Source organism: Oerskovia douganii, from assembly GCF_015142735.1.
In the GTDB taxonomy this organism is placed as follows: Bacteria; Actinomycetota; Actinomycetes; order Actinomycetales; family Cellulomonadaceae; genus Oerskovia; species Oerskovia douganii.
This window is the reverse complement of record NZ_JACSPN010000007.1, coordinates 23,849-47,633: the sequence shown is the minus strand read 5'-3', so window position 1 is coordinate 47,633 and position 23,785 is coordinate 23,849. Positions and strand designations below refer to the sequence as shown.

The window sequence follows — 23,785 nt, the reverse complement described above, 5'->3', positions numbered from 1 at the left end:
GCCCGCCGGTGGCGGCACGGGCGCTCGACGGGTCGATGTCCGATCTGTGAAAGAGTTGCCCGTGCGCGCATCGGCCGGTGCGGCGCAACGTTCGCGGAGAGGTCGTCATGGGTTTGCTGAGCTGGTTCAAGGGTCGTCGGAAGAAGGCGGAGGTCGCGCCGGTGGTGAGCGTCACGTCACTGTTCGACGGCGCCCAGAAGGCCACCCCCGACACCGCGCCGGCCGAGGCTGCCGCGTCGTCCGCCCCCGCTGCGGCCGCCGTGGCCGAGCCGGCGTCGACGCCTGTCGCGATCGCCGTCCTGGAGCCGGAGACGGCTCCGGAGGCCGAGCCTGTCGAGCCGGAGACTGCGGCTGAGCCCGTGGTCGAGACGGTTGAGCCCGTGGTCGAGACGGTCGAGCCCGTCGTCGTGCCGGAGGCTGTGGCTGAGCCCGTCGAGCCCGAGCCCGTGGTCGAGGTCGTCGAGGTCGTCGAGACGGCGACCGTGGTCGAGACGCCCGAGGCCGTCGTGGTCGAGGAGACCGTCGAGGTCGCGGAGGTCGTCGCCGAGGCCGCCGAGCAGGACGTCGCGGAGGTGGAGGTCGTCGAGACCGGCGCCGTCACGGTCGAGGTCGTCGAGGCCGTCGTGATCGAGGAGGCACCGGTGGCCGAGGCCGAGCCCGTCGTCGCCGAGGCCGACGCCGTGCCCGCCACCGATTCGGTGCCCGCCGCCGAGGCACCCAAGGCCACCGGCTACCTCCTGCCGGGCGAGACCACGGCCGCCATCCGCACCTGGGCGCTGGAGAACGGCCACACGGTCAGCCTCAAGGGCCGCCTGCCCAAGGCCGTCCTGGAGGCCTACCGCGCCGCGAACGCCTGACCGGCGCGATCTGCGTGCACGACGCCGGGCTGCCCTGAGCAGCCCGGCGCGTGGCGAGGTGCGGTCAGGGCACCTCGTACATCAGCAGGGCGACGTCGTCGCGCGCGCCGCCCGCGAGGAGCTCGGCGAGCAGGGCGTCGGGGAGGTCGGCGGCCGGGCGCTCCTCGCGGATCGCGAGGGCCGCGTCGGCGAGCCGCCGCAGCCCCTCGGACAGGTGCTCCTCGCGCCGCTCGACCAGGCCGTCCGTGTACAGGATGACCGCGTCGCCGCTCGCGAGGGACGCCGTGGCCTCCTCGCGGGGGCGGTTGCTGAGCGCGAGGGGCGTGCCCCGGCCGTCGTTCAGCCAGCACGTGTCGGCCTTGTTGACGACGAGGGGCGGCAGGTGCCCGGCCGCCGAGTAGGTCAGGGTGCGGGCGTTCTCGTCGACGATCGCGCACAGCACGGTCGCGAGCTCGGCTCCGGGCAGTGTCCGGGCGAAGCGGTCGAGGCCCTCGAGCGTGGCCGCGGGACCCAGGTTCTCCAGGAGCAGGGCGCGGCTCGCGCTGCGGAGCTGGCCCATGACGGCCGCGGCCCGCAGCCCCTTGCCCACGCAGTCGCCCACGACCAGGCCGAACCGTCCGCCGGACAGGTCCACCACGTCGTACCAGTCGCCGCCGATGAGGAGGTTGTCGTCGGCCGGGCGGTACCGCGTGTGCCAGCCGGGCGCCGTCGGGTCGTCGGGCAGCATCGCGTCCTGGAGCGCGTTCGCGACGTACCGCAGCTCGTTGACCTGCCGGAGCTGCGCCAGGGTGCTGCTCAGCGCGGTGCCCACCGAGGACGCCACGAGCTGGAGGAACGAGCGCTGGGCGTCGTCGTCGGGGCGGTGGGGGTTCCCCTCGAGGACGATCACGCCTGCGGCGGCGCGGTCGCGGCTGGCTGCGAGCGGGGCGACGAGCGCGGGGCCGACCTGCTCGAGCCGCCGCTCGTCGGCGACCTCGCGCAGGATCTGCGACGGCACGGACTCGTCGTGGCGTTCGTGGGTCGAGGCGAAGGCCACGAGGCCGTCCGCGGTCTCGAGGTAGAGGTCTGCGCGCGTGACGTCGACGCTGCGGCCCAGCACGCCCACGGTCGCGGCCGCGAGCTCGTCGACGTCGCCCTGCAGGCGCTGGAGCGTCGCCGTGAGGGTGCCCAGGATCTGGAGGCGGCGGGAGTCGACCACGTGATCGGTCGTCTCGGTCGCGACGTCCATGACGCCCCGGATCACGCCGTCGTCGTCGCGCAGCGGGCTGTAGGAGAACGTGAAGGCGGTCTCCTCGTCGAACCCGGACCGGTTCATGACCAGGGGCTGGTCCTCCGACCAGGTCGGCTCGCCGGTCGCGAGCACCGAGGCGAACAGCGGCTCGATGTCGTCCCAGATCTCGGCCCAGACGACGCTCACGGGCGCGCCCATCGCGCCGACGTGCTTCTCCTGGCCGAGCATGGGCCGGTAGCCGTCGTTGTAGATCATGAGGAGCTCGGGGCCCCAGGCGATGAAGATGGGGAAACGCGTGCTGAAGCACAGGCGCACGGCGGCGCGCAGCGTCTTGGGCCAGGTCTCGGGGGAGCCGATCGAGGTGGCCGACCAGTCGATCGACCGGGCCAGCTCGCCGCTCTCGGTGCCCTGGGTGGCCAGGTCGAACCAGTCGGAACTCACGACTCATGATAGGAGGTTTCCACAGGGGCCCGTGCATCCTGTGCACTGCACACCCGGCCTCGGGCCCTCGGGGTCACGCCCGTTCCGACAGGCCGACCAGGCCCGACTCGTACGCCGCGATCACGAGCTGCACCCGGTCCCGGCACGCGAGCTTGCGCAGCACCTCGGACACGTGCGACTTCACGGTCTGCTCGGTGATGAACAGCTCGGCCCCGATCTCGGCGTTCGACAACCCTCGGGCGACGGTGAGCAGCACCTCGCGCTCGCGGACCGTGAGGTTCTCGACCCCTGGTGCGACCTGGGGGCTGCGGCGCGCGAAGTCGCCCACGAGTCGGCGGGTCACGGTGGGCCCCAGGAGCATCGAGCCCTCCGCCACGAGCCGCACGCCCTCGACCAGGCGTGGTGCCGGGGTGTCCTTGAGGAGGAAGCCCGAGGCCCCGGCCTGGAGGGCGTCGAACACGTACTCGTCGAGGTCGAACGTCGTGAGGATGAGGACGTTCGTGCCGGGGTGGCGTGCGCTGATCTCGGCGGTCGCGGCGATCCCGTCCATGACGGGCATGCGGACGTCGACCACGGCGACGTCGGGCCGGTGGGCCGCGACGACGTCGAGCAGCTCGGCCCCGTTCCCCGCCGAGCCGACGACCTCGATGTCCTCGGCCGCGTCGAGGATCGCGGCGAAGCCGTAGCGCACCACGGGCTGGTCGTCGGCGACCACGACGCGGGTCATGCGTCGGTCCCGTCCGGGACGTCGAGGAGGTGGACGTCCAGGGGGTCGCCCGCGGAGTAGTGCAGGTGGGTCCCCGCGCGCTCGGGTGCTGGTGAAGGTACCGGCTCGGGCTCGCCGACGGGGAGCGTCAGCTCGACGACGAACGACCCGTCCTCCTCGCCCGCCGTGAGGGAGCCGCCGATCGACTCGACGCGCTCGCGCATCCCGAGCAGCCCGCGGCCGGGAGCCCCGGGCGAGGTGCGGGGGACCAGGGGGTTGGACAGGCGCGCGGTGACGACCGGTCCCCGGACGTCCGCAGCGCCCCCGTCGGGCCCGTCCGGGTCGGACGGCTCGCCCGTGCCCGACGGCGCCGCGCCCGTCCCGAGCGTCAGCGTCACCGGCTGCCCGGGGGCGTGGCGACGCGCGTTGGTCAGCGACTCCTGGACCGCGCGGTAGAGCACGAGCCCCTGGGCTGCCGGTAGCACCGGCAGCTCCCCGACGACCGTCACGGACTGCCCGGCCGAGCGGGCCGCGTCCACGAGCGCCCCGATGTCGCCGGACCCAGGTTGCGGGGCCCGGTCGGCGCCCTCGGTGCGTTGCAGCACCGCGAGCACCTGGCGCAGCTCGCCCAGCGCGTGCCGGGCGTCGTCGGCGATCTCCGCGAGCACGACCCTGGAGTCGTCGTCCATCGACGGGTGCACGTACGGCGCCGACTCCGCGCGGACCGCGACGAGGGAGATGTGGTGCGCGACGACGTCGTGCAGGTCGTGCGCGATCCTGGCCCGCTCGACCGCGACGGTCTCGACGCCGAGGGCGTGCTCGGAGGCGCGGTCGGCGGCGGCGGCGCGGACCCGCGCGCGGGCTCCCGCCCCGATCGCAGCACTGATCGACACCGCCGCGAGCGACATGACGGCGTAGATCACGAACGAGACGGCGCTCTCCCGGCCGGACGTCACCGGGCCGATCGGCAGCAGGGCGGGGATCTCGGAGGTGCAGTAGATCGCGATGACGCCGGTGCTCAGGGCGAGCGGAAGCAGGGTGCGGTACCACCGGTCGTGCGCCGCGACGACGGCGACGGCCAGGAGCGCGAGCCACCAGGCCCAGACGAACGTCCCGATCAGCGGGAGGAGGAGGAACGGCCAGGCGGCGAGGACGCAGGCCAGCCGGACGGACCGGCGCGCGACGAGGACCCCTGCGACGGCGCTGACGTTGCCGAGCGTGATGACGGGCAGCACGAGGCTCGGGTCGGCGATCATGTTGGTCCAGAGACCGACGTCGGAGGGGAGCTGGATCGGGGTCACGAGCATGAACAGCCCCACGAGCAGCGCGAGCACGCCGGGGAAGACCCAGGGCCGCCAGTCCGCACGCTCGCTCCCGGGACTGGCTCCGGTCTCCCGTGAGCGTCCGGGCTCGCCGTCGGTGGCGGAGGGTGGCGGCGGGGTGGTGGACCCGGGGGCCCGGGCGGCGGTGACCATGCCGACGATTCTTGCGGCTCCGACGTCCGGAGCGGCACCGGCGCGCGACGGACCGCCACTCCTCCTTGCGGGGGAGGAGAGCACGCGACGCACCTGAGGCGGCGGGCCCTGGCGCGGCGCACCGGCCCGACGGCAGGATGGGCCGATGCTCCCCGACGACGCGGATCCCACCACGCCCAGCGCGAGGACCCCTCGACCGACCGATGCCGCGGCGCCGGTGGCCGCACGTCCCACGCCGCGTGCGCCGGGTCGACGAGAACCACCCATGCCCGCGCGTCGGGCCTCGCCCGTCTCCACCGAGCCGCCGCTCCCGTACGCGCTCGCCCGCGCGGCGCTCGGCGCCGCTGTCATGGGGGTCGGGCTCGGTGCCTCGGTCGCGGTCGGCATCGCGGCGGCGGAGCTCTGGGGACTCGACGGGTTCCTCGCCCGCCTCGTCCCCGCGCTGCTCGTGACGGCGCTGGTCGTCCCGACGATCCTGTTCCTCCGCCGCCGGGTCGACGGCCGACCGCTGCGCGGCATCGGGTTGGTCGGCCCGCTCGCCGCGGTCCGGACGGCGGTGCTGGGGTGCGGCGTCGTCCTGGCTGCGGCCCTGGTCGTCCTGGGCGGAGCGACCGCAGCGGGCTGGGTGACCTGGCGTGCGGTCGAGGCCGGAGACCTGCTGCTCTTCCTCGGGACCAACGCGCTGATCGCGCTGCTCTACGAGGCCGTGCCGGAGGAGATCTCGCTCCGCGGTTACGTGCTCACGACGCTCCGGTCCCGGTATGCGCGGTGGGTCGCCATCCTGGCCACGACGGCCCTGTTCGTGGCGGCGGCCTCGGCGTCGGTCGTCGTCGGCGCCGGGCTCACGCGCCTGCTGGGCGTCGAGCCGTTCCCGTGGGGTGTCGTCCCGCCGGGGGAGGACCCGGTCTCGTACGCCATGCTGCTCGTGGTGTTCGGTCTCATGCTCGCCTACGCGCGCGAGGCGAGCCGGACCGGGAGCGTGTGGACGTGCGTCGGCGCGCACCTGGCCTTCCTCACGGTCAACCGGGTCGTGCTGTCGGCAGGCGGTACGGGGGTCGAGGTCGATCTGGCGAGCCCTGACGTCCTGCTGCTCGTCCCGCTCTACGTGGGGGTCGCGATCGTGGCTCTCGCGTTCCTGGGCGAGCGCACACCCCGTCCCAGCCCGCGAGAGGTTCCGCGATCTGCTTGACCGGCCCCTCCTCGCGGCCTGCGGTCCGGCCACGAGGAGGTTGCCGACCTCGTGCAGGAGTACCACGAGGCCGCGCCCAGGCCGCACTCGGTGGCGTTCTCGGCGCGGCCCGGGCCTGACCGGCGCGGCCGGTCGGAGACCTCAGACGCGCACGACCATCTTGCCGGTGTTCGCGCCGCGCATGAGGTCGAGGAACGCGTCGACCGAGCTCTCGATCCCGTCGACCACGGTCTCGTCGAACACGACCTCGCCCGCCTGGAGCCAGGCGCCCATGTCGCGCGAGAACGCGGGGAAGTGCTCGAGGTGGTTGCCGATCGTGAAGCCCTGGAGCATGAGGCTGCGGGTGACGATGTTGCCCATGTTCCGCGGACCCACCGCGGGCTCGGTCTCGTTGTACTGCGAGATCGCGCCGCACAGGGCCGCACGCCCGAAGTCGTTGAACGCGCCGAGCGCGGCCTCGAGGTGCTCGCCGCCGACGTTGTCGAAGTAGACGTCGATCCCGTCGGGGGCGGCGACGGCGAGCTGGTCGGCGACGGGCCCGTCCTTGTAGCTGAACGCGGCGTCGTAGCCGTAGCGCTCGGTCAGGAGCGCGACCTTCTCGGGGGTGCCTGCGGACCCGACGACGCGTCCGGCGCCCTTGAGGCGCGCGATCTGGCCGACGGCGGTGCCCACGGCGCCGGCCGCGCCGGAGACGAACACGGTGTCGCCCTCGCGCAGGCCGGCGATCTCGAGCAGCCCGACGTACGCGGTGAGCCCGGTCATGCCCAGGACGCCCAGGTAGGCGGACAGCGGGACGCCCGGGATCTCGGGGACGACGCGGAACGCGGCGGCGTCGTCCTGGGTCACGTCGCGCCACCCGAGCTGGTGGAGCACGACGTCGCCGACCGCGAAGCCCTCGGCGGTCGAGGCCTCGACGCGTCCGACGGCGCCGCCCGTCATGGTCTCGCCCAGGACGTAGGGCGGGGTGTAGGACTTCACGTCGTTCATGCGTCCGCGCATGTACGGGTCGACGGACACGAACTCGTTCCGGACGCGCACCTGGCCGGGCGCGAGGTCGGGGAGGTCGACCTGGACGGTGCGGAAGTCGTCGTGCGTGGGCCAGCCGGTGGGGCGGGCGACGAGCTGGATCTGGGTGGAGGTGGTCATGCGTAGGGTCCTTCGGTCGGTGGTTCGGGTGGGGCGTGCCCGACGGCGCAGCCGCCGGCGGGGGGCGGGTGCGGCGGGGCGCTGGGTCGGTCGGGTGGGGTGGTCGGTGGGTGCGGGCCGGCAGGTGTCAGGCCGTGAGCCCGATGACCAGGAGCACGATCGAGAGTGCGGGCGGGACGGCCTGGACGAGCGCGGCGCGGGCCTTGGCGGGCGACGAGACGATCAGGACGAGGCCTGCGAGCACCATGGATCCGGTCGCGCTCAGGACGAGCGCGGCGCCGACCCCGGTCTGGCCGCTCGCGGACAGCACGATCCCGATCGCGGTGATGATCGCGAGGAACAGGTTGTAGAAGCCCTGGTTGAACGCGAGCTCCTTGGTGGCGAGGGCCTCCTGCTCGGTGGTGCCGAACGTCGCACGGGTCCGGGGGGAGGTCCAGGACACGGACTCGAGCACGAAGATGTAGACGTGGATCAGCGCGGCGAGGCCGGCGAGGGCCAGTGCTGTGGTGGTCATGGGGTGTCCTTCGTGGTCGGGCGGTCGTGGTGCGCGCCGGGTCCCGGGACGCATTGTGTATCGTTCGGTCCACTACGACGGTACAGTTGTGTACCGGTCAGTGCAATACGAGAAGCGGAAGGTGAGGCGGTCCACATGGGCAGGGCCCCGTCGTACGACTCCACCACGGTCGTCCAGGCCGCGCGCGACGTGTTCTGGGACCAGGGGCTCGACGGCGCGTCGCTCCCCGACCTCGAGCGCGCCACCGGGCTGAACCGGTCGAGCCTCTACCACGCGTTCGGCTCCAAGCGCGGGCTGTTCGACGCCGCGGTCGAGGACTATCTCGGCACCGTGATCCGGCCCCGGCTGCGCCCCCTCGTCGAGGCCGCTCGTCGCACCCCGCCCGAGGCCGCGCGGGCCGTGGTGGCGTACTTCGAGCAGCTGGCCTCCGCCGTCGGGCAGGTGCCCGCCGACTCCCCGCGGCGCGGCTGCCTCCTCATGGGGTGCGCGACCGGCCCCGCCGGGCACGACGACGCGCTGCGTGCCGCGGTCGACGCCTACCGGGCCGAGCTCACCGACGCGCTCGTCGGCGCCCTGCGCGCCGCGGACCCGGCGCTCGCGGACGGGGTCGTCGAGCAGCGCGCGCGCCTGCTGCTCTCGCTGCAGCTCAGCGCGCTCGCGCTCGCCCGCGTCAACCAGGGCGAGTCGGTCGCGATGCTGCGCGCGGCACGCGACCAGGCGGCAGAGTGGGTTTCGCGCGACGCGTAGCGGTGCGGGGCGCAGATGCTTCGTCTGATAGGAAGTAATTCCCCGAGCGAGACGAGAAGCCCATGGAGTTCGCCCCCTACCTGATCGCCGGCGTCCTGGCGGTGGTCGGTGTGACCGCGCTCGCGCCCCGTCTGGGGGTCGCCGCCCCGCTGATCCTCGTGCTGCTGGGCGTCGCGGTGTCGTTCCTGCCCGCGGTCTCCGCCGTCGAGGTCGACCCGGAGTGGATCCTCGCGGGCGTCCTGCCCCCGCTCCTGTACTCGGCGTCGGTCAGCATGCCCGCGATGGACTTCCGTCGAGACCTCAAGGCGATCAGCGGGCTCTCCGTGGTCCTCGTGGTGATCAGCGCCGTGGTGCTCGGCGTCCTCTTCCACCTCCTGATCCCCGGGATCGGGCTCGCGACGGGCATCGCGCTCGGCGCGATCATCAGCCCCACCGACGCGGTCGCGACCTCGATCGTCAAGAAGGCCGGTGTCTCCCCGCGCATCGTGACCGTGCTCGAGGGCGAGAGCCTGCTCAACGACGCCTCGGCCCTGGTCCTGCTGCGCTCGGCCATCGCGGCGACGGCCGCGACCGTCTCCGTGGGCCAGGTCGCGGGCGACTTCGTGTACGCGGTGGCCGTCGCCGTCGTGATCGGCTTCCTCGTCGGCAAGGCCAGCCTGTGGGTGCGCTCGCGCGTGCACGAGGCCACGTCCAACACCGCGATCTCGTTCGTCGTGCCCTTCATCGCGTTCCTGCCCTCGGAGCACCTGGGCGCCTCGGGGCTCGTCGCGGTCGTGACGGCCGGCATCGTCACGGGGCTCGGCGCCCCCAAGCACCTGAGCCCGCAGGACCGGATCGCCGAGAAGGCGAACTGGCGGACGGTCGAGCTCCTCCTGGAGAGCGGCGTCTTCCTGCTCATGGGGCTCGAGGTGTTCGGCCTCGTCGAGGAGGTGCGCGAGGACCACGGCAGCCTGTGGACCGCCGCGGGGCTCGCGCTCCTGGCGGCGGTCGTGGTCATCGCGCTGCGGTCGGTGTTCGTCGCCGCGCTCCTGTGGCTCATGCAGCGCTCGAACCGCCGCAACCCCGAGGTCCGCGAGAAGCTGTCCGCCGCCACCGACAGGCTCGACCGCGGCGAGCTGCCGACGCTCGAGGACCGTGGGCGGGGCAGGAGGAGCGGGGGCCCCGGCGGGGTCGCCGCTCCCGGCCTGGGCGGCCTCGCGGGGGCGTGCGGCGGTCCCGGGCGCGGACCGCGCGGGGAGGTCGCACCGCTCGCGGTCGACGACCCGCGCGTGCGGTCGCGGACGGCGCGCATCCAGTCGTTCCTCACGCGCCGCATCGCGGACATCGACTACCTCGCGGCCGAGCCTCTCGGCCGCCGTGAGGGCGTGCTGCTCGTGTGGGCGGGCATGCGCGGCGTCGTGACGCTCGCGGCGGCCCAGTCCCTGCCGGCCGACACCCCGCACCGCGCTCTGCTGGTCCTCATCGCGTTCTTCGTCGCGGCCGGGACGCTCCTGGTGCAGGGCGGCACGCTGCCGTGGGTCGTGCGGAGGCTCGGTCTCGCGGTCGACCCGTCGACGGAGAACGACGAGCGGCTCGCGCTCCTCGGCGAGCTGTCGCGCGTGGCCACCGAGATGATCGACGCGCCGGGGCTCGCGCGCCCCGACGGGACGCCCTACGCGCCCGAGACGATCGAGCGCGTGCGCCAGGAGATCGCGCACGACGACCTCGTGGACCGCGAGGCGACCGAGGGGGACGACCGGCACCGGCAGTACCGCGAGCTGCGGCTCGCGGTGCTCGCGGCGCAGCGTGAGGAGCTGCTCCACGTGCGGGACCACGGCACGTTCAGCTCGGGGGCCATGGACCAGACGCTCAAGGTGCTCGACGCGAGCCAGATCAGCGTCGAGATGCACGCCGAGCGGTAGACGGCCCGCGCCGGGGGAGGGCTACGCCGTCTGGTCCCGTGCGATCCGCACGAGGTGCAGCAGCGCGTCCAGGTCGATGTCGGCGAGGGCCTTGAAGCCCACGCTCGAGCTGCCGATCTTGGCGCGACCGAGCGTGTGCGCGTACTTCTGGGCGACCGGCTGGTCGTCCTCGACGGCGTTGACGTACACGCTCAGGTAGTTCTGCTGGACGGCGAGCCCGACCGCGAACCACTCGACGCTCCCGCCGCGGGGGCGGGCCTGGAGCAGGTCGCCGTACCCGATGATCCGCTGGTCGGTACCGCCCCAGGAGACGCCTTCCCACAGGACGCGGGACCGGCCGGCCATCACCTCCGAGATCGCGCCGTCGAGGCGGACCGCGTCGTCGCGGAACCGTTCGGGGAGGGTCGTGAGGTACGCGTCGGGGTCGGTCCCGGTCTTCTGCACGGAATGCTCCATCCGGTCGGGGCGGCTGGTCGAACGAGGCTATGCGGGGTGTCGGGGACCGGCGACCTGGCGCGCGGGTCGTGACCTTACCGTTGCCCGGCGCACCGGACGCCCCCTTGCATCTAAGGTGCTATGGTCGCAAGGTGTCCCCCCGCAAGAAGCCCGACGACCCGGCCCCCAGCGCGGTCGAGCGAGCCTTCGCCGCGGTGTCCGCCTCGATCATCACGGGAGAGACGGCCCCCGGCGCCCTCCTGACGGAGGGCGAGGTCGCCGACGAGCTCGGCATCAGCCGGACCCCCGTCCGCGAGGCCTTCCTCCAGCTCCAGACGTGCCGCCTGCTCACGCTGTTCCCCAAGCGGGGAGCGATCGTCGCCTCGGTCACGGACAAGGAGGTCGCCGACCTCCTGGCCGTCAGGATCATGCTCGAGTCGTCCGCGATCCGCGCCCTGGACGGGCACGCCCTGCCCGACGGCGTCGCGCGCGACCTCGACGAGCTCGTCGCCCGGCAGGTGGTCGCCGAGCAGGACGGCGACCTGCTCGCCTTCTCGCGGGCCGACTTCGCGTTCCACTCCCGCATCATCCGGGCCGGGGACAACGACGTGATCGAGGACCTCTTCGCGCAGCTCGGCCCACGCCTCGAGCTCCTCACGCACCGGGCCGTGCGCCGCGACGCGACGTCGCCCACACGTCTCCTGGCGGACCACCGCGTGCTCGCCACGCTCGCCCGCGCGGGCGACGCCCAGGCCTACGAGGCGGCGCTGCGCGCGCACGTCCAGCGCGGCAACTACGGCTGACGGGCCTCGGCCCGGCTCCTGTCCGCCCGTCGTCCTGCTCGGACCCTGCCGCACCCGCTCCGGTCGTGGCCGTGCCGCGCCCGTCGACGGGTACCTTCCCACCGCTGTCGTCCTTCGAGAAAGATCATGAACCGCCACCGCCTCGTCCCCGGCTGGCTGCGAGTCGCCCCGGCGCTCGTCGTCATGGCCTGGGGTGGAAACCACTTCACGCCGCTCCTGCACATGTACCAGGACCTCGGCAGCTACTCCGTCGTCATGGTCGACCTCTTCCTCGGCATGTACGTCCTGGGGCTCGTGCCCGGGCTCCTCGTGGCGGGCCCGCTGTCCGACAGGTACGGCCGCAAGCCCCTCGCGGTCGTCGGCGTCCTGGGCGGGGTCGGGGCCAGCGTGCTGCTGGCGCTGGGCTTCGGCAGCGAGGTCGTCATCTGCCTGGGGCGCCTGCTCGCGGGGCTGAGCGTGGGGGTCGCGATGTCGGTCGGCACGAGCTGGGTCAAGGAGCTCTCGAGCGCGCCGTTCGACCTGACCGCCGACCCCGCGGCCGGGGCGCGGCGTCCGTCCCTCTCGCTGACGCTGGGCTTCGGGATCGGTGCGGGGGTCTCGGGCGTGCTCGCGCAGTGGGGGCCGTGGCCCACGGTCACGCCCTACGTGGTGCACGTCGTGCTGAGCCTGCTCGCGCTCGTCCTGCTCGCGACCTCGACCGAGACCATCGGGGGCCACCGCTCGACGACCTCGCTGCTCGCGGACCTGCGGGTCCCGGTCGCGCACCACCGCCGGTTCGTGCGCGTCGTGGTGCCCGCGGCGCCGTGGGTCTTCGGGGCGGCCGGCATCGCCTACGCGGTCATGCCCCAGCTCGTCACGGAGCGGACCGGCGACCTGTCGCTGGCCTACGCGACCCTGCTCACGGTCCTCACGCTGGGCACGGGGGCGGCGGTGCAGCCGTTCGTCGCGCGGATCGACCAGGTCACGCGCGGGCGCGCGCTCGTGGTGGGGATGACGCTGATGCTGCTCGGGGTGGTGCTGGGCGCGACCAACGCGACGGTCCTGTCGCCGGTCCTGGGCGGCGTCGCCGCGGTGACGCTCGGCGCCGCGTACGGGATCTGCGTGGTCGCGGGGCTGATCGAGGTGCAGGCCATCGCGACCCCCACCGACCTCGCGGGGCTCACGGGCGTCTACTACAGCCTGTCGTACGTGGGCTTCCTGCTGCCCGTCGTCCTGGCCGGGGCCACGGCGCTCGCCGGGTACACGCTCCTGCTCGCCGTGGTCGGGGTGCTCTGCGCGGGGAGCCTGGTCGCGGTCGTGCGGGGGTTGCGCGTCACGGGGTGACCCGCCTCCCGTCCCTGTGGTGCTCGTCACAGCCTGTGCGCCGAACTCGCGTCATGGATCCGTTCCCACGCGGTCTCTTCTTGTAGGAACCAGAAGACGGATCACAAACGTGGGCGACGTGCGGCGACCACGGACGGAGGAACGATGTCCATCACCCAGCGAACGTCCGCGCAGCCCTCGACGACCGGCGACGCGACGCAGGAGGTCGTGCTCTCCCGCCGCGAGCTCGTGGTGCTCTCGCACCTCACTGAGGACATGACGCTGGAGCAGCTCGCCGCGATCCTGTTCGTCTCCCGGAACACGGTCAAGTCCCAGCTGCGCAGCATCTATCGCAAGGTCGGGGTCTCGACCCGCGACGACATCCTGCGCTGGGCCCGGGACCGCGGGATCTCGTAGGCCGGCCCCGCCCCGAGGTGCGTGCCGGGGCCACGGTGGGATGCTCGAGGGACGTGCCCGTCGTCGACGCCGGGCCCCGACGTTCCGAGGCGAGCATGGGACAGGCAGAGGACGACCCGACGGTCACCGATCCCGACCACTACGGCGTGATCTTCGAGAACGACAGGGTCCGGGTGCTGGAGTACCGGGACGTGCCGGGGACGCGGACGCATCCGCACCACCACCCGGACAGCGTCATGTACACGCTGAGCGGTTTCGAGCGGCGCATCTCGTCGGGCGACCGCGTCATGGAGGTGGCCCTGGAGCCGGGAGAGACCCGCTGGCTGCCCGACCAGGTGCACGTCGGGGAGAACACGGGGTCGACGGCCACCCACGCGATCTTCGTCGAGCTCAAGGAGCCGCGCGTCCCGGGCGGTCCGTCGGGCGACGCCGCGTCGGCGGGGTCGGCCCGCCCGCGCGCCTGACGGGCCGACGTCGGGTCAGTGGAACTCGTGCCCGGCGTCGTCGACGCCGACGGCTTCCATGGCCGCGTCCTCACCCGGGGCCGAGGGGAGCGCGACGAATCGCATCTCGACCAGGACCACGTCCTGGCACTGGGGGCACAAGCGCTGTTCCTTCCATCGGCGGTGCGGCATCGCGGTCCTCGCTTTCACAGGTAGAGCACTGACGTCGCAAACGCCCCTGCCGACCGGGGGGCCGGGCAGGGGCGTCGTCTCGCTGAGGTGGCGGCGCAGGCAGGGGCTCGCGCCGCCGGGCTGATCGTAGCCCCTGGTGACCTTCCAAGGATACGTTTCGTGCACCCCCGGTTTCGCGCCCGGGTCAGCGTGCGAGCCGCTCCACGACGGCGCCGTAGAGCACGGGGGCGTGTGCCGCGAGCGGCACGATCGCCCGTCGTGCGGGCGACGTCGCCCAGGCGACGAGCCCCGTGGTCAGGACGCGGTAGTCGCGGGTCGCGTGGCGCCAGGCGCGCTCGTAGGCCTCGGCGTCGTCCAGGTGCCCGACGGCGGCGCTCGCCTGCGCGAGCCCCACGCGCAGCCCTTCGCCCGTGAGGGCGTCCACGTACCCCGACGCGTCCCCGACGAGGCGCACCCGCCCGGTGCTGCGCCGTCGGGAGCGTTGCCGGAGGGGGCCCGCTCCACGGACCGGGCCCAGCGGCTCGGCGTCCCCCAGCCGGGAGACCAGCGCGGGGAACCCGTCGAGGGCCTCGTCGAAGTGCGTCCCGGTGGGGCCGAGCATCGCGATCCCGACGACGTCGGGCGCCACGGGCGTCACGTACGCCTCGACGTGCTCTCCCCAGTGGACCTCGACCAGGTCGGTCCAGGCGGGGACGCGGAAGTGGCGGCGGAGGCCGAAGCGGCGGCGCGGGTCGGGCGTCGTGCGCAGGGGAGGGGCCGTGCCGCCGAGCTCGGTGGGGATGCGTGCGGCCCGCGGTGCGGCCCCGTCCGCGCTCCCCGCCGTCTCGGCGTGGTCGTCGCCCGGCCCGGTCCCGGGGGCCCGGGGCCCTCCTCCGAGCACGTCGTGGCCGCTGCGCGCGAGGAGCGACTCGTGCGCGAGCGCGTCGGCCCCGACCTCCAGCCCGGCGAGGCGGCGCACGGTCGAGTGCAGGCCGTCGCAGCCCAGGAGCCAGCGCGCGCTGATCCCGGCGGCCGTCACGGAGTCCGCCGTCTGCTCGACGTGCTCGACCCGGCCCTGCACCGTCACGGCGCCCAGCGCGGCGGCACGCTCGGCGAGCGCGGCGTGCAGCGTGGTCCGCCGGACGCCCCGGCCCGGCCCGGTCGCGAAGAGGTGGTCGGCGTGGCGGTGCGGGTCCCGGTAGCTGATGCCGCGCAGGACGTGGCCCGCGGGGTCGACGTCGAGCGCGTGCAGCGCCCGCAGCGCGCCGGGCATGAGGCCCTCGCCGCACGCCTTGTCCACAGGGCCTGTGCGCGGTTCGACCACGACGACGTCGAGGCCCGCGAGCCGCGCCTCGATCGCCACGGCGAGCCCGACCGGCCCGCCCCCCGCGACCAGGACGTCGGTGTCCGTCACGGCTGGGTGCCCGCCGGGGGAGCGCCTGCCCGACCCGTCGCGCCGACACCGGCCCGCACGCGGGGGAGAGCGTCGAGCGCGCGCTCCTCGGCCGGGAGCCGGAACCTCAGCAGCAGCACCGCGTTGAGCACCGTGAACACGAGTGCCGTGGTCCAGCACGAGTGGACGAGGGGCAGCGCGAAGCCCTCGACGACCACGGCCACGTAGTTGGGGTGGCGGAACCAGCGCTGCCCCGGGTGCCGCGCGATCCAGCGGTACGGGCCGCGGTCCACCCACGGCAGCCCGGGGACCACGATCACGCGCGTGTTCCACCGTGGCCCGAGCGACGCGATGCACCACCAGCGCAGAGCCTGGCTCGCGACCACGAGCACGAACGCGGGCCACCCGACCCAGGGGACGAACGGCCGGTCGGCGACGTTGACCTCGACCACGCACGCGACCAGCAGGCCCGTGTGCAGCGCGACCATCGCGGGGAAGTGGCCGCGCCCCGTCTCGATGCCGCCGCGTGCGAACGACCACCTCGCGTTGCGGGCCGAGACCACGAGCTCCGCGAGCCGTTCGAGCGCGGTCGCCCCGACCACGACGTAGAAGAAGACGAGCATCAGCCCTCCTGGGGACCGGGGAGGCGCAGCAGGACAAGCTCGGCGCTCACGCCCGGCCCGAACGCCATGAGGACGCCGTGCCGCGGCCGAGCGTGACCGGGGGGAGGGCTTCCGGCCGCCTCCCGGGCTGCGAGCGTCGCGGCGAGCACGTGGAGCACCGAGGACGACGACAGGTTCCCGACGGCGGCGAGCGACTCCCGGCTGAACCTCAGCTCGGCCTCGTCGAGGCCCAGCGAGTCGCGCACCACGTCGAGGATGCGCGGGCCGCCCGCGTGCACGACCCACGTCCCGACGTCCTCGGCCGCCAGGTCGTGCTCGGCGAGCAGCGACTTCACGTCGCCCGCGAGGTGCGCCGCGATGACCTCCGGCAGCCCCGCGGACAGCACGATCCCGAACCCGCTGTCGCGGATCGACCAGCCCAGGTGCTCGGCCGTCTCGGGGTAGAGACGGCTGCGCGTGTCGAGCACCTCGACCCCGCGGGTCGCGGCGCCGTGCGCAGGACCCGCCGGGTGCGTGTCCCCGACCATGACCACGGCCGCCGCGCCGTCCCCGAACAACCCGGTCGCGACGAGGTTCGCCACGGAGTCGTCGCCCTGCTGCAGGGTGAGGGAGCACAGCTCGACCGACACCAGCAGGGCGACGTCCTGCGGGTGCCCCGCCAGGTAGTCGTGCACGCGCGCGATCCCCGCGGCGCCCGCGACGCAGCCCAGCCCGAACGACGGCAGCCGCTTGACGTCCGTCCGCAGCCCGAGCCGCGTCACCAGCTGCGCGTCGATCGAGGGGGCCGCGATCCCGGTCACGGACGTGAAGAGCAGGAAGTCGACCTCGCCCGGGGCCACCCCTGCGGCGTCGAGCGCGGTCCGGCACGCCTCCTCCGCGAGGTCCGTGCCGACGCGGATGAAGTGGTCGTTCGCGACGCCGAACGACGTGAGCCCCGCGTACTCGTCGAGGTCCAGGGCGGTGTGCCGGGTCCGGACGCCGCTCGCCCCGTGCAGCCTGCGCAGGACAGCGCGGGTGCCGGGCGCCCGGGTCAGCAGGGGCCCGATCGTCTCCGTGATCTCGCTCTGGGGGTGCGCGAGGCCCGGCAGTGCCGGTCCGACCGCGAGCAGCCGCGACATTCTGGCATCGTGCCACGGGGACGCGCGGCCCGCGCGTTGCTAGCGTCGGACGGGTGGAGGCCCGGGGATGACGAGGTGACGCCGCGAGCGACGGCGGCGGCGACGACGCTGCGCGGGCTCGCGCTCGCGAGCCACGCGGGCCCCACGGTCGTGGTCACGGTCCTCGCGGGCTTCTTCGCGGCGGGCGTGGGCTCGGGCCCCGGCCCGACGGCGCTCGTCACCGCCGCGGTCTTGTCCGGGCAGCTCTCGGTCGGGTGGTCCAACGACTGGCTCGACGCCCGACGCGACGTCGCGGTGCAGCGCGCGGACAAGCCCGTCGTCGCGGGCCTCGTCTCGACCCGTCAGGTGCACGCCGCCGCGCTCGTCGCCGCCGCGGTGTGCGTGGTGCTGTCGCTCGCGACCGGGCTCGTGGCCGGGCTGGTGCACCTCGCGGCCGTCGCGAGCGCGTGGACCTACAACGCGTGGCTCAAGTCGACCGCGTGGTCCTGGGCGCCGTACGCGGTGTCGTTCGGGCTCCTGCCGCTGTTCGTGGTGCTCGCCGCTCCCGGCGACCGCGTCGCCGCACCCTGGGCCATGGCCGCGACCGCGCTGCTGGGCGTCGGGGCGCACGTCGCGAACACCCTGCCCGACCTCGAGGACGACCGCGCCACCGGGGTCCGGGGGCTGCCGCACCGCCTGGGCCGGACGCGTGCGAGCGTGCTCGCACCGACCGTGCTCGTCGCGGCGGTCGGCGTCGTGGTGCTCGGGCCGCCCGGTCCGCCGACCGTCGCGGGCTGGGTCGGTGGGGCGGTCGCGGTGGCGCTCGCGGTCTCCGCAGGCGTCGTCGCGGTGCGACGGACCACGAGCCGGGCGCCCTTCGCGCTCAGCATGGCCGTCGCGGCGGTGTGCGCGGCCCTCCTGGTGCTGGCCGGACCGGACGTCGCGCTGCCGGGGTGAGCGGCGGCGTCGGGCCCGGGCTCAGCCCAGCTCGCGGGCGAACGCTCCCCGCTCCGCCGCGAACCACGCCTCGTTCGCCCGGATCCGGTCGCCCACGCCGCCGTCCCACATGCGCTGCCACCCGCCGCCACGCGTGGCGGCGTTGTGCCGCATCGCGTGCCAGCTCCGGGCGAACCGGGCGGTGAGGGTGTCGAGCAGCGCGAGCCGCTCGGCCTGGTCGAACCCGTAGGCCTCGGTGAGGACGCGCGTGCGACGCGGCGCACCGAGCGACGACATGCCCGCGTCCCGGGTGCCCGGCGGGCCGATCGGGGCCCAGTGGAGCGCGGTCGTCGCGACGTCGAGCAGCCGGGTCGTGGGTCCCGCCAGGTCGAAGTCGATGACCGCGGCGAGCTCCCGCCGCCCGTCCGCGGCCCGGGAGAAGACCGAGTTCTCGACGGTCACGTCGTTGTGCCCGACGACGTCGGGCTCCTCGAACACGTCGCGCACCCCCGGGAACTGGACGCGCTCGGGCCACGCGACGCCGTCGGGCAGGGCGACGGTCGCCGACGCGTCGTGCAGCGCGCGCTGCCACTCGCCCAGCTGGACGAGCACGTCCTCGCCGAGCGCCCAGGGCGACGGCGGCCGACCGCCCCACTCGCCCTCGACGAACGACACGACCTCCCGCCCCGCGCCGTCGACCCCGAGGAAGCGCGGCGCTCGGGGGAAGCCGACCCGTTCGAGGTGCAGGAGGTAGGCCTCGACCGCAGGACTGTGCGCGCCGCGCGGGCGGCGCACCGTGCTGCCCCGGCGGACCAGGCCGTCCGAGACGTCGCCGCCCAGCAGCGGGAACTCGGCCTCGTCGACCACGTCGACGTACCGGGGCGCAGGAGTCATGACGGACATCGTGGCACGCGCTGCCTCCCGGCGCCGGGGCTCAGGGAACGGCGCGGTCGCGGGACACGAGGACACGGTGCCCGACCGCGAGGACCGCGACCGCGACGAGCGCGGCGGCCACCGTGAACAGGGCACGCTCGAGGTCGGCGGCGAGCACGACGTCCTCACCCCCCGACGTCTGCAGGATCACCGCGGGGGTGAGGAAGAGCGTGAAGACCCAGTACGGCTGCTTGAGGTACGCCCACGCAGCGGCCCCCGTCAGGACGAGCGCCACGACCGACAGGACGCCCGGGGAGCCGCTGAGCAGATGGGCCACCAGGCCCGCGAGCACCGCGCCCGCGAGCGTGCCGCCGACCCGGGCAACGGTCCGCGAGAGCGTCGCCGCGAAGTACGGCTGGACGACCACGAACAGCGTGAGCAGCAGCCACCACGCGTTGGGCGAGCCGACCCATCCCATCGCGACATAGGTCGCGACGCCCGCCAGGGTCGCGAGCGCGAGCCCGAAGTAGGTCGCGGCCCGCTCGGGAACGGGACGGGGACCCGGCAGGCGCATACCGCTCGTCAGGGCCCCACCGACCATGGCCGTCCACAGGCCGCCGAACGCGACCCAGCCGGCCATCGCCGCGAGGGCACCCAGCGACGTCGAGGGGCTCACGGTGCCCGAGGGGAGCGCGACGAGCGGACCGCCGATGAGCGCGAACGCCGTCTGGGGCCCCACGAAGCCGCCGATCCCGTGCCAGCCCCGGACCGCGGAGAAGCCCACGCACGCGCCCAGCACCGTCATGAAGACGGCCCCGACGAGCGGCCAGTCGCTCAGCGAGACGCCGATCGCCATGCACAGGGCCGTGAGCGGCCCCGCGACGAGCGCAGCGTTGCGCCCCACGAGCAGCCCGACGCCTGCGGGCAGCATGCCGAGGTAGACGAGCGTGCCGTCGTGCTTCCACGGTGACAGCATCAGCGCGACCATGGGCGCGACGAGCAGCAGGACCAGCCCTGCCTTCCGGGGGCTCATGCCTCACACGGTAGGTCAGCCCCGCGGGGTCGGCCCGGCGAGACGTGACGGCGGGGACGGCACGGTACGGCAGGGTCGGCGTCGGCGGGCGTCGGCCGGGGCGGCCTGGGCGGACCGGTTCAGCCCAGGACGGGGCCCTCACCCGTGCACGTCTCGACGATCACGTCGTCCACGAGCAGCCGGACCTCCCACGTCCACCCGGGGCCGAGGTCGGCAGGGACTCCGTCGGAGAGGCTCAGCACCGCGGCCTGCGAGGGGAGCGGATCTGCCATGGACAGTGCGCCGAGGGCCTCCGTGGCCGACCAAGCCGTCGTCCCGTCGGCGCGCAGCACGCTCGCGTCGATCGAGACGTACCCGTGGCTGGCCCCTGCCAGGTCCACCTCGATGGACGAGGATCCCGGGTTCGGCGGGGCGGCCCGCGTGATGCCCAGGCGGGTGTCCTGCCCCTGGCCCCACACGCTCAACGTGGCGCCGAACCCGGTCAGCCCCTCCGAGCTCGGGGCCGAACGTGTGACGGTGCAGGTCGAGGAGGTCGTGAGGGGCAGCATCTGGAACGAGTTCGTGAACGACAGCGCCACGCCGCCGAGGCACAGGACCGTCGCCGTCGCGGTGACCGCCCGGGCGCGTCCGGGCGAGCGGTCCCACCAGGCGGCCGTGGGCGGCGTGCCGTGGGCGCTCGGTACCTTCCGGGAGCTCCGGGCCTCCGACGCCTCCCGCCCGTCCGGTGACCACGGTGCCGAGGTCCGCAGCGACCTGGGCAGTGGACGGGTCGACCTCACGACGGTCGACAGCAGGCCGTCGGCGAACGTGCGGTGCTCCTTGTCCCAGAGCGGGCGGAGGTAGCCGATGCAGAGGATCGCGTCGAGGAAGTGCGCGAGCCAGCGCAGGACCGTGGTCAGGAGGCCGACCGGGCGGCCGGTCCTGCGGTCGACCACGATGATGCCCACGGCCCGCTTGCCCGGCGTGGCGCCGGCGTACGCCTGGAGCAGGACGAGCGCGACGACCGTGCCGACGATCCAGGGGCTGTCCTGCCAGGTGGTCCCGTCGGCCGAGGCCAGGGGGATGTTCCCGACCGGGGTGTAGAACGGCAGCACCGCAGGTGGCGTGATCGGGCCGACCGCGAGGAACGTGACCCCGGTCAGGAGCGCCCCGTCGAGGAACGTGGCCACGACCCGGCGCCCCCAGCTCGCGTACGGCCCGAGCGGTGGGACGACCGGGGGGACCGGCAGATGGTCGGACAGGTCGTGCTGCAGCGTCGTCGGCGTCATCGCGGGGTCCCCCATGGGACGAGGGTCCCAGATCCGCCCCGATGCGTCGAGCGTGCGGCGCGGGTCGTCGTCAGCCGCCCGTGACGACCCGAGCGGCACGCTCGACGCCCGCCGGTCCGCGCGTCGCTCCGGCCCGGCGGGCCGCTCACCGCAGCGGGTCGAACGCCCTGATCTCCTGCGGCACCGTCCCCGTCACGATCTGCTCGGCGAGCAACCTGCCCGTCGCGGGCCCGAGGACCATGCCCCACATGCCGTGCCCGCCTGCGACGTAGACGCCGGGTGCACGCGTGGCGCCGACGAGCGGCAGCCCGTCGGGGGTCACGGGCCGGGACCCCACCCACTCGTCGTGCCGGTCGTCGAGGTCGACGCCCTGGAACAGGTCGCGCACGGAGGCGAGGATCGCGTCGATGCGCCGCGGCTGGAACGGCTCGTCGGGACCGCGGAACTCCATGGTCCCCGCGATGCGGAACCGCCCCTGGTACGGCGTGCACGCGACGCGACGCGACGGCAGGTAGATCGGTTGCTCGACGGGCAGGTCGGTCTTGACCGTGAACGAGTAGCCGCGCCCGGCCTGCACGAGCGTGCGCACACCGAGCGGCTCCGCGAGCCCGGGCAGCCACGCGCCGGTCGCGAGGACCGCGACGTCCGCGACCACGGGGTCCTGCCCGTCCACGAGGACCTGGACGCCGCGCCCTTCCTGGGCGCGCAGCCCGGTGACGGTCGCGCCGGTCACGATGCGCCCGCCGCGCGCACGGACCGCGTCGCCCAGCGCACCGACGTACGGCCCGGGCTCGATGAACCGCTGGCCTTCCAGGGCGTAGACCGCGCGCACGCGGTCGGTGAGCTGCGCAGGACGCCCGACGGCGTCGCTCGCCCCGGGCGCTCGGCCCGCGTCCGGGTGCGTCGGACCGGGGAGGGGAGCGGCGCCGTCGGGCCGGTCGATGCGGCGCAGCGGGACCACCTGCCCCGCGGCCTCGACCTGGGCGATCTCGTGGAGGAACGGCGCGGCCTGCTTCTCGTGCTCGAACCCGATCATGAACGGGCCGGGCGTCGTGCGGGCGGCGACGCCGTGCGCGGCGAGCTCGTCGAACGCGTCGAGCGCGAGCCGGTCGATCGGGGTGAGCGCTGCCATGGCGCGGTCCCACGCGCGCTGGGTCGCGTGCGTCGCGAACCGGGCGAGGAAGGACCACAGGCGGGGGTCGAGCCGCGCCGGGACGTGCAGGGGAGCGGCCGGGTCGAGCAGCGCCTTGGGGGCGTAGGTCCAGAGCGTGGGGTCCGCGAGGGGCATGGCCATGCCGGGCGTGAGCCAGCCGGCGTTGCCCCAGGACGAGCCGGCGGCGACGCCCTCGCGGTCGAGGACCGTGACCTCGACGCCGCGGCGCTGCAGGTGCCAGGCGGTCGCGAGGCCCACCATGCCGGCGCCGACGACGACCGCCGTGCGGGGGGAGCGTGGGGTGGTGCGTGACGTGGTCATTCGGGGCTCCTTTGCCCTGAGACGTTGTCGACCCGGCCTCGAGGATGCTGAGGCCGGGTCGTGGGAGACGGGTTGCGCCTCAGCACCATGGTGAAGGGATCTTCGGTAGGGTTCAAGCAGGCAGACGGGTTCTTCGGGACAGAGGCGTTCTGCCGAACGATCTTCTTCCGGACGACGAGAGCGGGCGACCATGCCGAACGATCTTCGGGCCGGGTCGACGCAGGTCCAGGCGGCCGTGCTCGACGAGACCGACCGCCGCATCCTCGCCGTCCTCGACGCCGACGCGCGGGCCACGAACAAGGCCGTCGCGGAGGCCGTCGGGATCGCGCCCTCGACGTGCCACGCACGTGTCCGCTCGCTCCAGGAGCGCGGCGTCATCCAGGGGTTCCGCACGGAGATCGACCCGGCGGCCATGGGCCGGAGCCTCCAGGCGCTCATCGCGGTCCGTCTGCACTCGCACGCCCGGTCGGGTCTCACGACCTTCCGTGACTACCTCGCCGGGCTGCCCAACGTCGAGGGCATCTACTTCGTGACGGGCGACCGGGACTTCATGGTGCACGTCGCGGTGCGCGACTCGACCGCGCTGCGTGACCTGGTCGCGAGCACGCTCAGCGTGCGCCCCGAGGTCGCGGGCACGAGCACGACGCTCATCTTCGACTACCTGCGGCCGTGAGCGTCCCCGCGGTCGTCGTCGACCAGCCGGTCGAGGAACGGTCCGACGAGCTCCTCGACGCTGCTCCACACGTCGTCGAGGGGGGCTCCGGACTCGATCATGCGTGAGGCGGAGTTCACCACCGCGTTGACGAGCTCCGCCGAGCGGGCGGCGTCCCGGGCCCCGAGCGCCTGCAGCGCGTCACCCAGGGGACGCACGAGCTCGTCGTGCATGGCGCGCGAGCCTTCCATCACGGCGCTCGGCGGACCGACGTTCGCGAGGGCCGTCGCGAGGGCGTGCTCACCCTGGGCGACGAGCTCGAGGTTCGCCCGGAGGTAGGCGACGACACGGCCGCGGTCGTCCGGGGCCGCGTCCATGGCCCGTGCGACCGTGGCCGACCACCGGGGGAAGACGTCCTCGACCAGGGCGAGCAGCAGGTCGTCCGCCGACCGGAAGTACTGGTAGAGGCTGGGGCGGGCCAGGCCCGCGCGCTCGGCGAGCGCCGCGAACGTGGGCGGTCGGCCCGTCTCCGCCAGGAGCGATCGTGCGGCGTCGAGGAGCACTCGCATCTGCGCCGCGCGGTGCTCGGCGACGGTCGGGGCGCTGATGCGGGGCACGGCTCTCCTCCGGACGGTCTCCCTGCCCCGCCCGGGGCAGG

At 74.3% G+C, this 23,785-nt stretch carries 25 protein-coding genes; 10 read left to right on the top strand and 15 right to left on the bottom strand.

Annotated elements, in window-relative coordinates:
- The first annotated feature begins 107 nt into the window (after window positions 1-107).
- Window positions 108-857 carry an Lsr2 family DNA-binding protein gene (locus H9623_RS07415; protein WP_193719425.1) on the top strand — a complete coding sequence of 250 codons (750 nt, stop codon included), beginning with the start codon at window positions 108-110 and terminating at the stop codon, window positions 855-857.
- Window positions 858-921: 64 nt separating this feature from the next.
- On the opposite strand, the gene H9623_RS19990 is transcribed toward H9623_RS07415, so the two are convergent.
- The 3 genes from H9623_RS19990 to H9623_RS07400 form a co-directional block, all read right to left on the bottom strand.
- A complete protein-coding gene (locus tag H9623_RS19990) occupies window positions 922-2,529 on the bottom strand; it encodes a PP2C family protein-serine/threonine phosphatase (protein ID WP_193719424.1) in 1,608 nt (535 codons plus the stop codon).
- Between the two features lie 73 nt (window positions 2,530-2,602).
- On the bottom strand, window positions 2,603-3,256 hold the full coding sequence (locus H9623_RS07405; protein ID WP_193719423.1) for a response regulator transcription factor: 654 nt from the start codon (window positions 3,254-3,256) through the stop codon (window positions 2,603-2,605).
- The gene (locus tag H9623_RS07400; RefSeq protein WP_193719422.1) at window positions 3,253-4,710 is read right to left on the bottom strand and encodes a sensor histidine kinase; all 1,458 of its coding nucleotides are present in this window, start codon (window positions 4,708-4,710) and stop codon (window positions 3,253-3,255) included. The genes H9623_RS07405 and H9623_RS07400 overlap by 4 nt, the downstream gene beginning before the upstream one ends.
- Window positions 4,711-4,975: 265 nt before the next feature.
- Between H9623_RS07400 and H9623_RS07395 the strand changes: the two genes are divergently transcribed.
- The gene (locus tag H9623_RS07395) at window positions 4,976-5,899 is read left to right on the top strand and encodes a CPBP family intramembrane glutamic endopeptidase (protein WP_193719421.1); all 924 of its coding nucleotides are present in this window, start codon (window positions 4,976-4,978) and stop codon (window positions 5,897-5,899) included.
- A gap of 141 nt (window positions 5,900-6,040) precedes the next feature.
- Here the strand turns inward: H9623_RS07395 and H9623_RS07390 are convergent, their stop codons facing one another.
- Window positions 6,041-7,045, bottom strand: coding sequence for an NADP-dependent oxidoreductase (locus tag H9623_RS07390; RefSeq protein ID WP_193719420.1), 1,005 nt, complete (start codon window positions 7,043-7,045; stop codon window positions 6,041-6,043).
- 127 nt (window positions 7,046-7,172) lie between these two features.
- Entirely contained in the window at window positions 7,173-7,559 is a 387-nt protein-coding gene (locus H9623_RS07385; RefSeq protein WP_193719419.1) for a DUF1304 domain-containing protein, read from the bottom strand.
- Between the two features lie 135 nt (window positions 7,560-7,694).
- Here H9623_RS07385 and H9623_RS07380 point away from each other — a divergent pair, with 135 nt between their 5' ends.
- A complete protein-coding gene (locus H9623_RS07380) occupies window positions 7,695-8,306 on the top strand; it encodes a TetR/AcrR family transcriptional regulator (RefSeq protein WP_193719418.1) in 612 nt (203 codons plus the stop codon).
- A 62-nt stretch (window positions 8,307-8,368) separates the two neighbouring features.
- A complete protein-coding gene (locus tag H9623_RS07375) occupies window positions 8,369-10,207 on the top strand; it encodes a cation:proton antiporter (protein WP_193719417.1) in 1,839 nt (612 codons plus the stop codon).
- A 21-nt stretch (window positions 10,208-10,228) separates the two neighbouring features.
- On the opposite strand, the gene H9623_RS07370 is transcribed toward H9623_RS07375, so the two are convergent.
- Window positions 10,229-10,651, bottom strand: coding sequence for a DUF1801 domain-containing protein (locus H9623_RS07370; protein ID WP_193719416.1), 423 nt, complete (start codon window positions 10,649-10,651; stop codon window positions 10,229-10,231).
- A 143-nt stretch (window positions 10,652-10,794) separates the two neighbouring features.
- Between H9623_RS07370 and H9623_RS07365 the strand changes: the two genes are divergently transcribed.
- The 4 genes from H9623_RS07365 (at window position 10,795) to H9623_RS07350 (ending at window position 13,628) form a co-directional block, all read left to right on the top strand.
- Window positions 10,795-11,445, top strand: coding sequence for a GntR family transcriptional regulator (locus tag H9623_RS07365; RefSeq protein WP_193719415.1), 651 nt, complete (start codon window positions 10,795-10,797; stop codon window positions 11,443-11,445).
- Between the two features lie 126 nt (window positions 11,446-11,571).
- Complete coding sequence (locus H9623_RS07360; protein WP_193719414.1) at window positions 11,572-12,768, top strand: MFS transporter; 1,197 nt, start codon at window positions 11,572-11,574, stop codon at window positions 12,766-12,768.
- A 144-nt stretch (window positions 12,769-12,912) separates the two neighbouring features.
- Entirely contained in the window at window positions 12,913-13,164 is a 252-nt protein-coding gene (locus H9623_RS07355; protein ID WP_193719413.1) for a response regulator transcription factor, read from the top strand.
- Between the two features lie 95 nt (window positions 13,165-13,259).
- Window positions 13,260-13,628: a cupin domain-containing protein gene (locus tag H9623_RS07350; RefSeq protein WP_193719412.1), complete on the top strand. Its 369-nt coding sequence runs from the start codon at window positions 13,260-13,262 to the stop codon at window positions 13,626-13,628.
- A 15-nt stretch (window positions 13,629-13,643) separates the two neighbouring features.
- Here the strand turns inward: H9623_RS07350 and H9623_RS19790 are convergent, their stop codons facing one another.
- From H9623_RS19790 to H9623_RS07330, 4 genes are all read right to left on the bottom strand, one after another.
- The gene (locus H9623_RS19790) at window positions 13,644-13,769 is read right to left on the bottom strand and encodes a hypothetical protein (RefSeq protein WP_265332931.1); all 126 of its coding nucleotides are present in this window, start codon (window positions 13,767-13,769) and stop codon (window positions 13,644-13,646) included.
- Window positions 13,770-13,983: 214 nt separating this feature from the next.
- Entirely contained in the window at window positions 13,984-15,192 is a 1,209-nt protein-coding gene (locus H9623_RS19390; protein ID WP_321575334.1) for an FAD-dependent monooxygenase, read from the bottom strand.
- Window positions 15,189-15,794 (bottom strand): isoprenylcysteine carboxyl methyltransferase family protein, encoded by a 606-nt coding sequence (locus H9623_RS07335; RefSeq protein WP_193719411.1) that lies wholly within the window; start codon window positions 15,792-15,794, stop codon window positions 15,189-15,191. The genes H9623_RS19390 and H9623_RS07335 overlap by 4 nt, the downstream gene beginning before the upstream one ends.
- A complete protein-coding gene (locus H9623_RS07330) occupies window positions 15,794-16,912 on the bottom strand; it encodes a type III polyketide synthase (protein ID WP_193719410.1) in 1,119 nt (372 codons plus the stop codon). Before H9623_RS07330 ends, H9623_RS07335 begins: the two co-directional genes overlap by 1 nt.
- A gap of 75 nt (window positions 16,913-16,987) precedes the next feature.
- On the opposite strand from H9623_RS07330, the gene H9623_RS07325 reads away from it, so the two are divergent.
- Window positions 16,988-17,848: a UbiA family prenyltransferase gene (locus H9623_RS07325; RefSeq protein ID WP_193719409.1), complete on the top strand. Its 861-nt coding sequence runs from the start codon at window positions 16,988-16,990 to the stop codon at window positions 17,846-17,848.
- Between the two features lie 21 nt (window positions 17,849-17,869).
- Here the strand turns inward: H9623_RS07325 and H9623_RS07320 are convergent, their stop codons facing one another.
- The 4 genes from H9623_RS07320 to H9623_RS07305 all read right to left on the bottom strand — a co-directional run bounded on the left by H9623_RS07320 (window position 17,870) and on the right by H9623_RS07305 (window position 22,475).
- Window positions 17,870-18,721 (bottom strand): phosphotransferase, encoded by an 852-nt coding sequence (locus tag H9623_RS07320; protein ID WP_193719408.1) that lies wholly within the window; start codon window positions 18,719-18,721, stop codon window positions 17,870-17,872.
- A 40-nt stretch (window positions 18,722-18,761) separates the two neighbouring features.
- A complete protein-coding gene (locus H9623_RS07315; RefSeq protein ID WP_193719407.1) occupies window positions 18,762-19,733 on the bottom strand; it encodes an FUSC family protein in 972 nt (323 codons plus the stop codon).
- Window positions 19,734-19,852: 119 nt separating this feature from the next.
- The gene (locus tag H9623_RS07310) at window positions 19,853-21,016 is read right to left on the bottom strand and encodes an RDD family protein (protein ID WP_193719406.1); all 1,164 of its coding nucleotides are present in this window, start codon (window positions 21,014-21,016) and stop codon (window positions 19,853-19,855) included.
- Window positions 21,017-21,146: 130 nt separating this feature from the next.
- Entirely contained in the window at window positions 21,147-22,475 is a 1,329-nt protein-coding gene (locus H9623_RS07305) for an NAD(P)/FAD-dependent oxidoreductase (RefSeq protein WP_193719405.1), read from the bottom strand.
- Window positions 22,476-22,665: 190 nt separating this feature from the next.
- Between H9623_RS07305 and H9623_RS07300 the strand changes: the two genes are divergently transcribed.
- Entirely contained in the window at window positions 22,666-23,148 is a 483-nt protein-coding gene (locus tag H9623_RS07300) for an Lrp/AsnC family transcriptional regulator (protein WP_193719404.1), read from the top strand.
- On the opposite strand, the gene H9623_RS07295 is transcribed toward H9623_RS07300, so the two are convergent.
- Entirely contained in the window at window positions 23,133-23,744 is a 612-nt protein-coding gene (locus tag H9623_RS07295; RefSeq protein ID WP_193719403.1) for a TetR/AcrR family transcriptional regulator, read from the bottom strand. The genes H9623_RS07300 and H9623_RS07295 overlap by 16 nt on opposite strands.
- Between the last annotated feature and the right edge of the window lie 41 nt (window positions 23,745-23,785).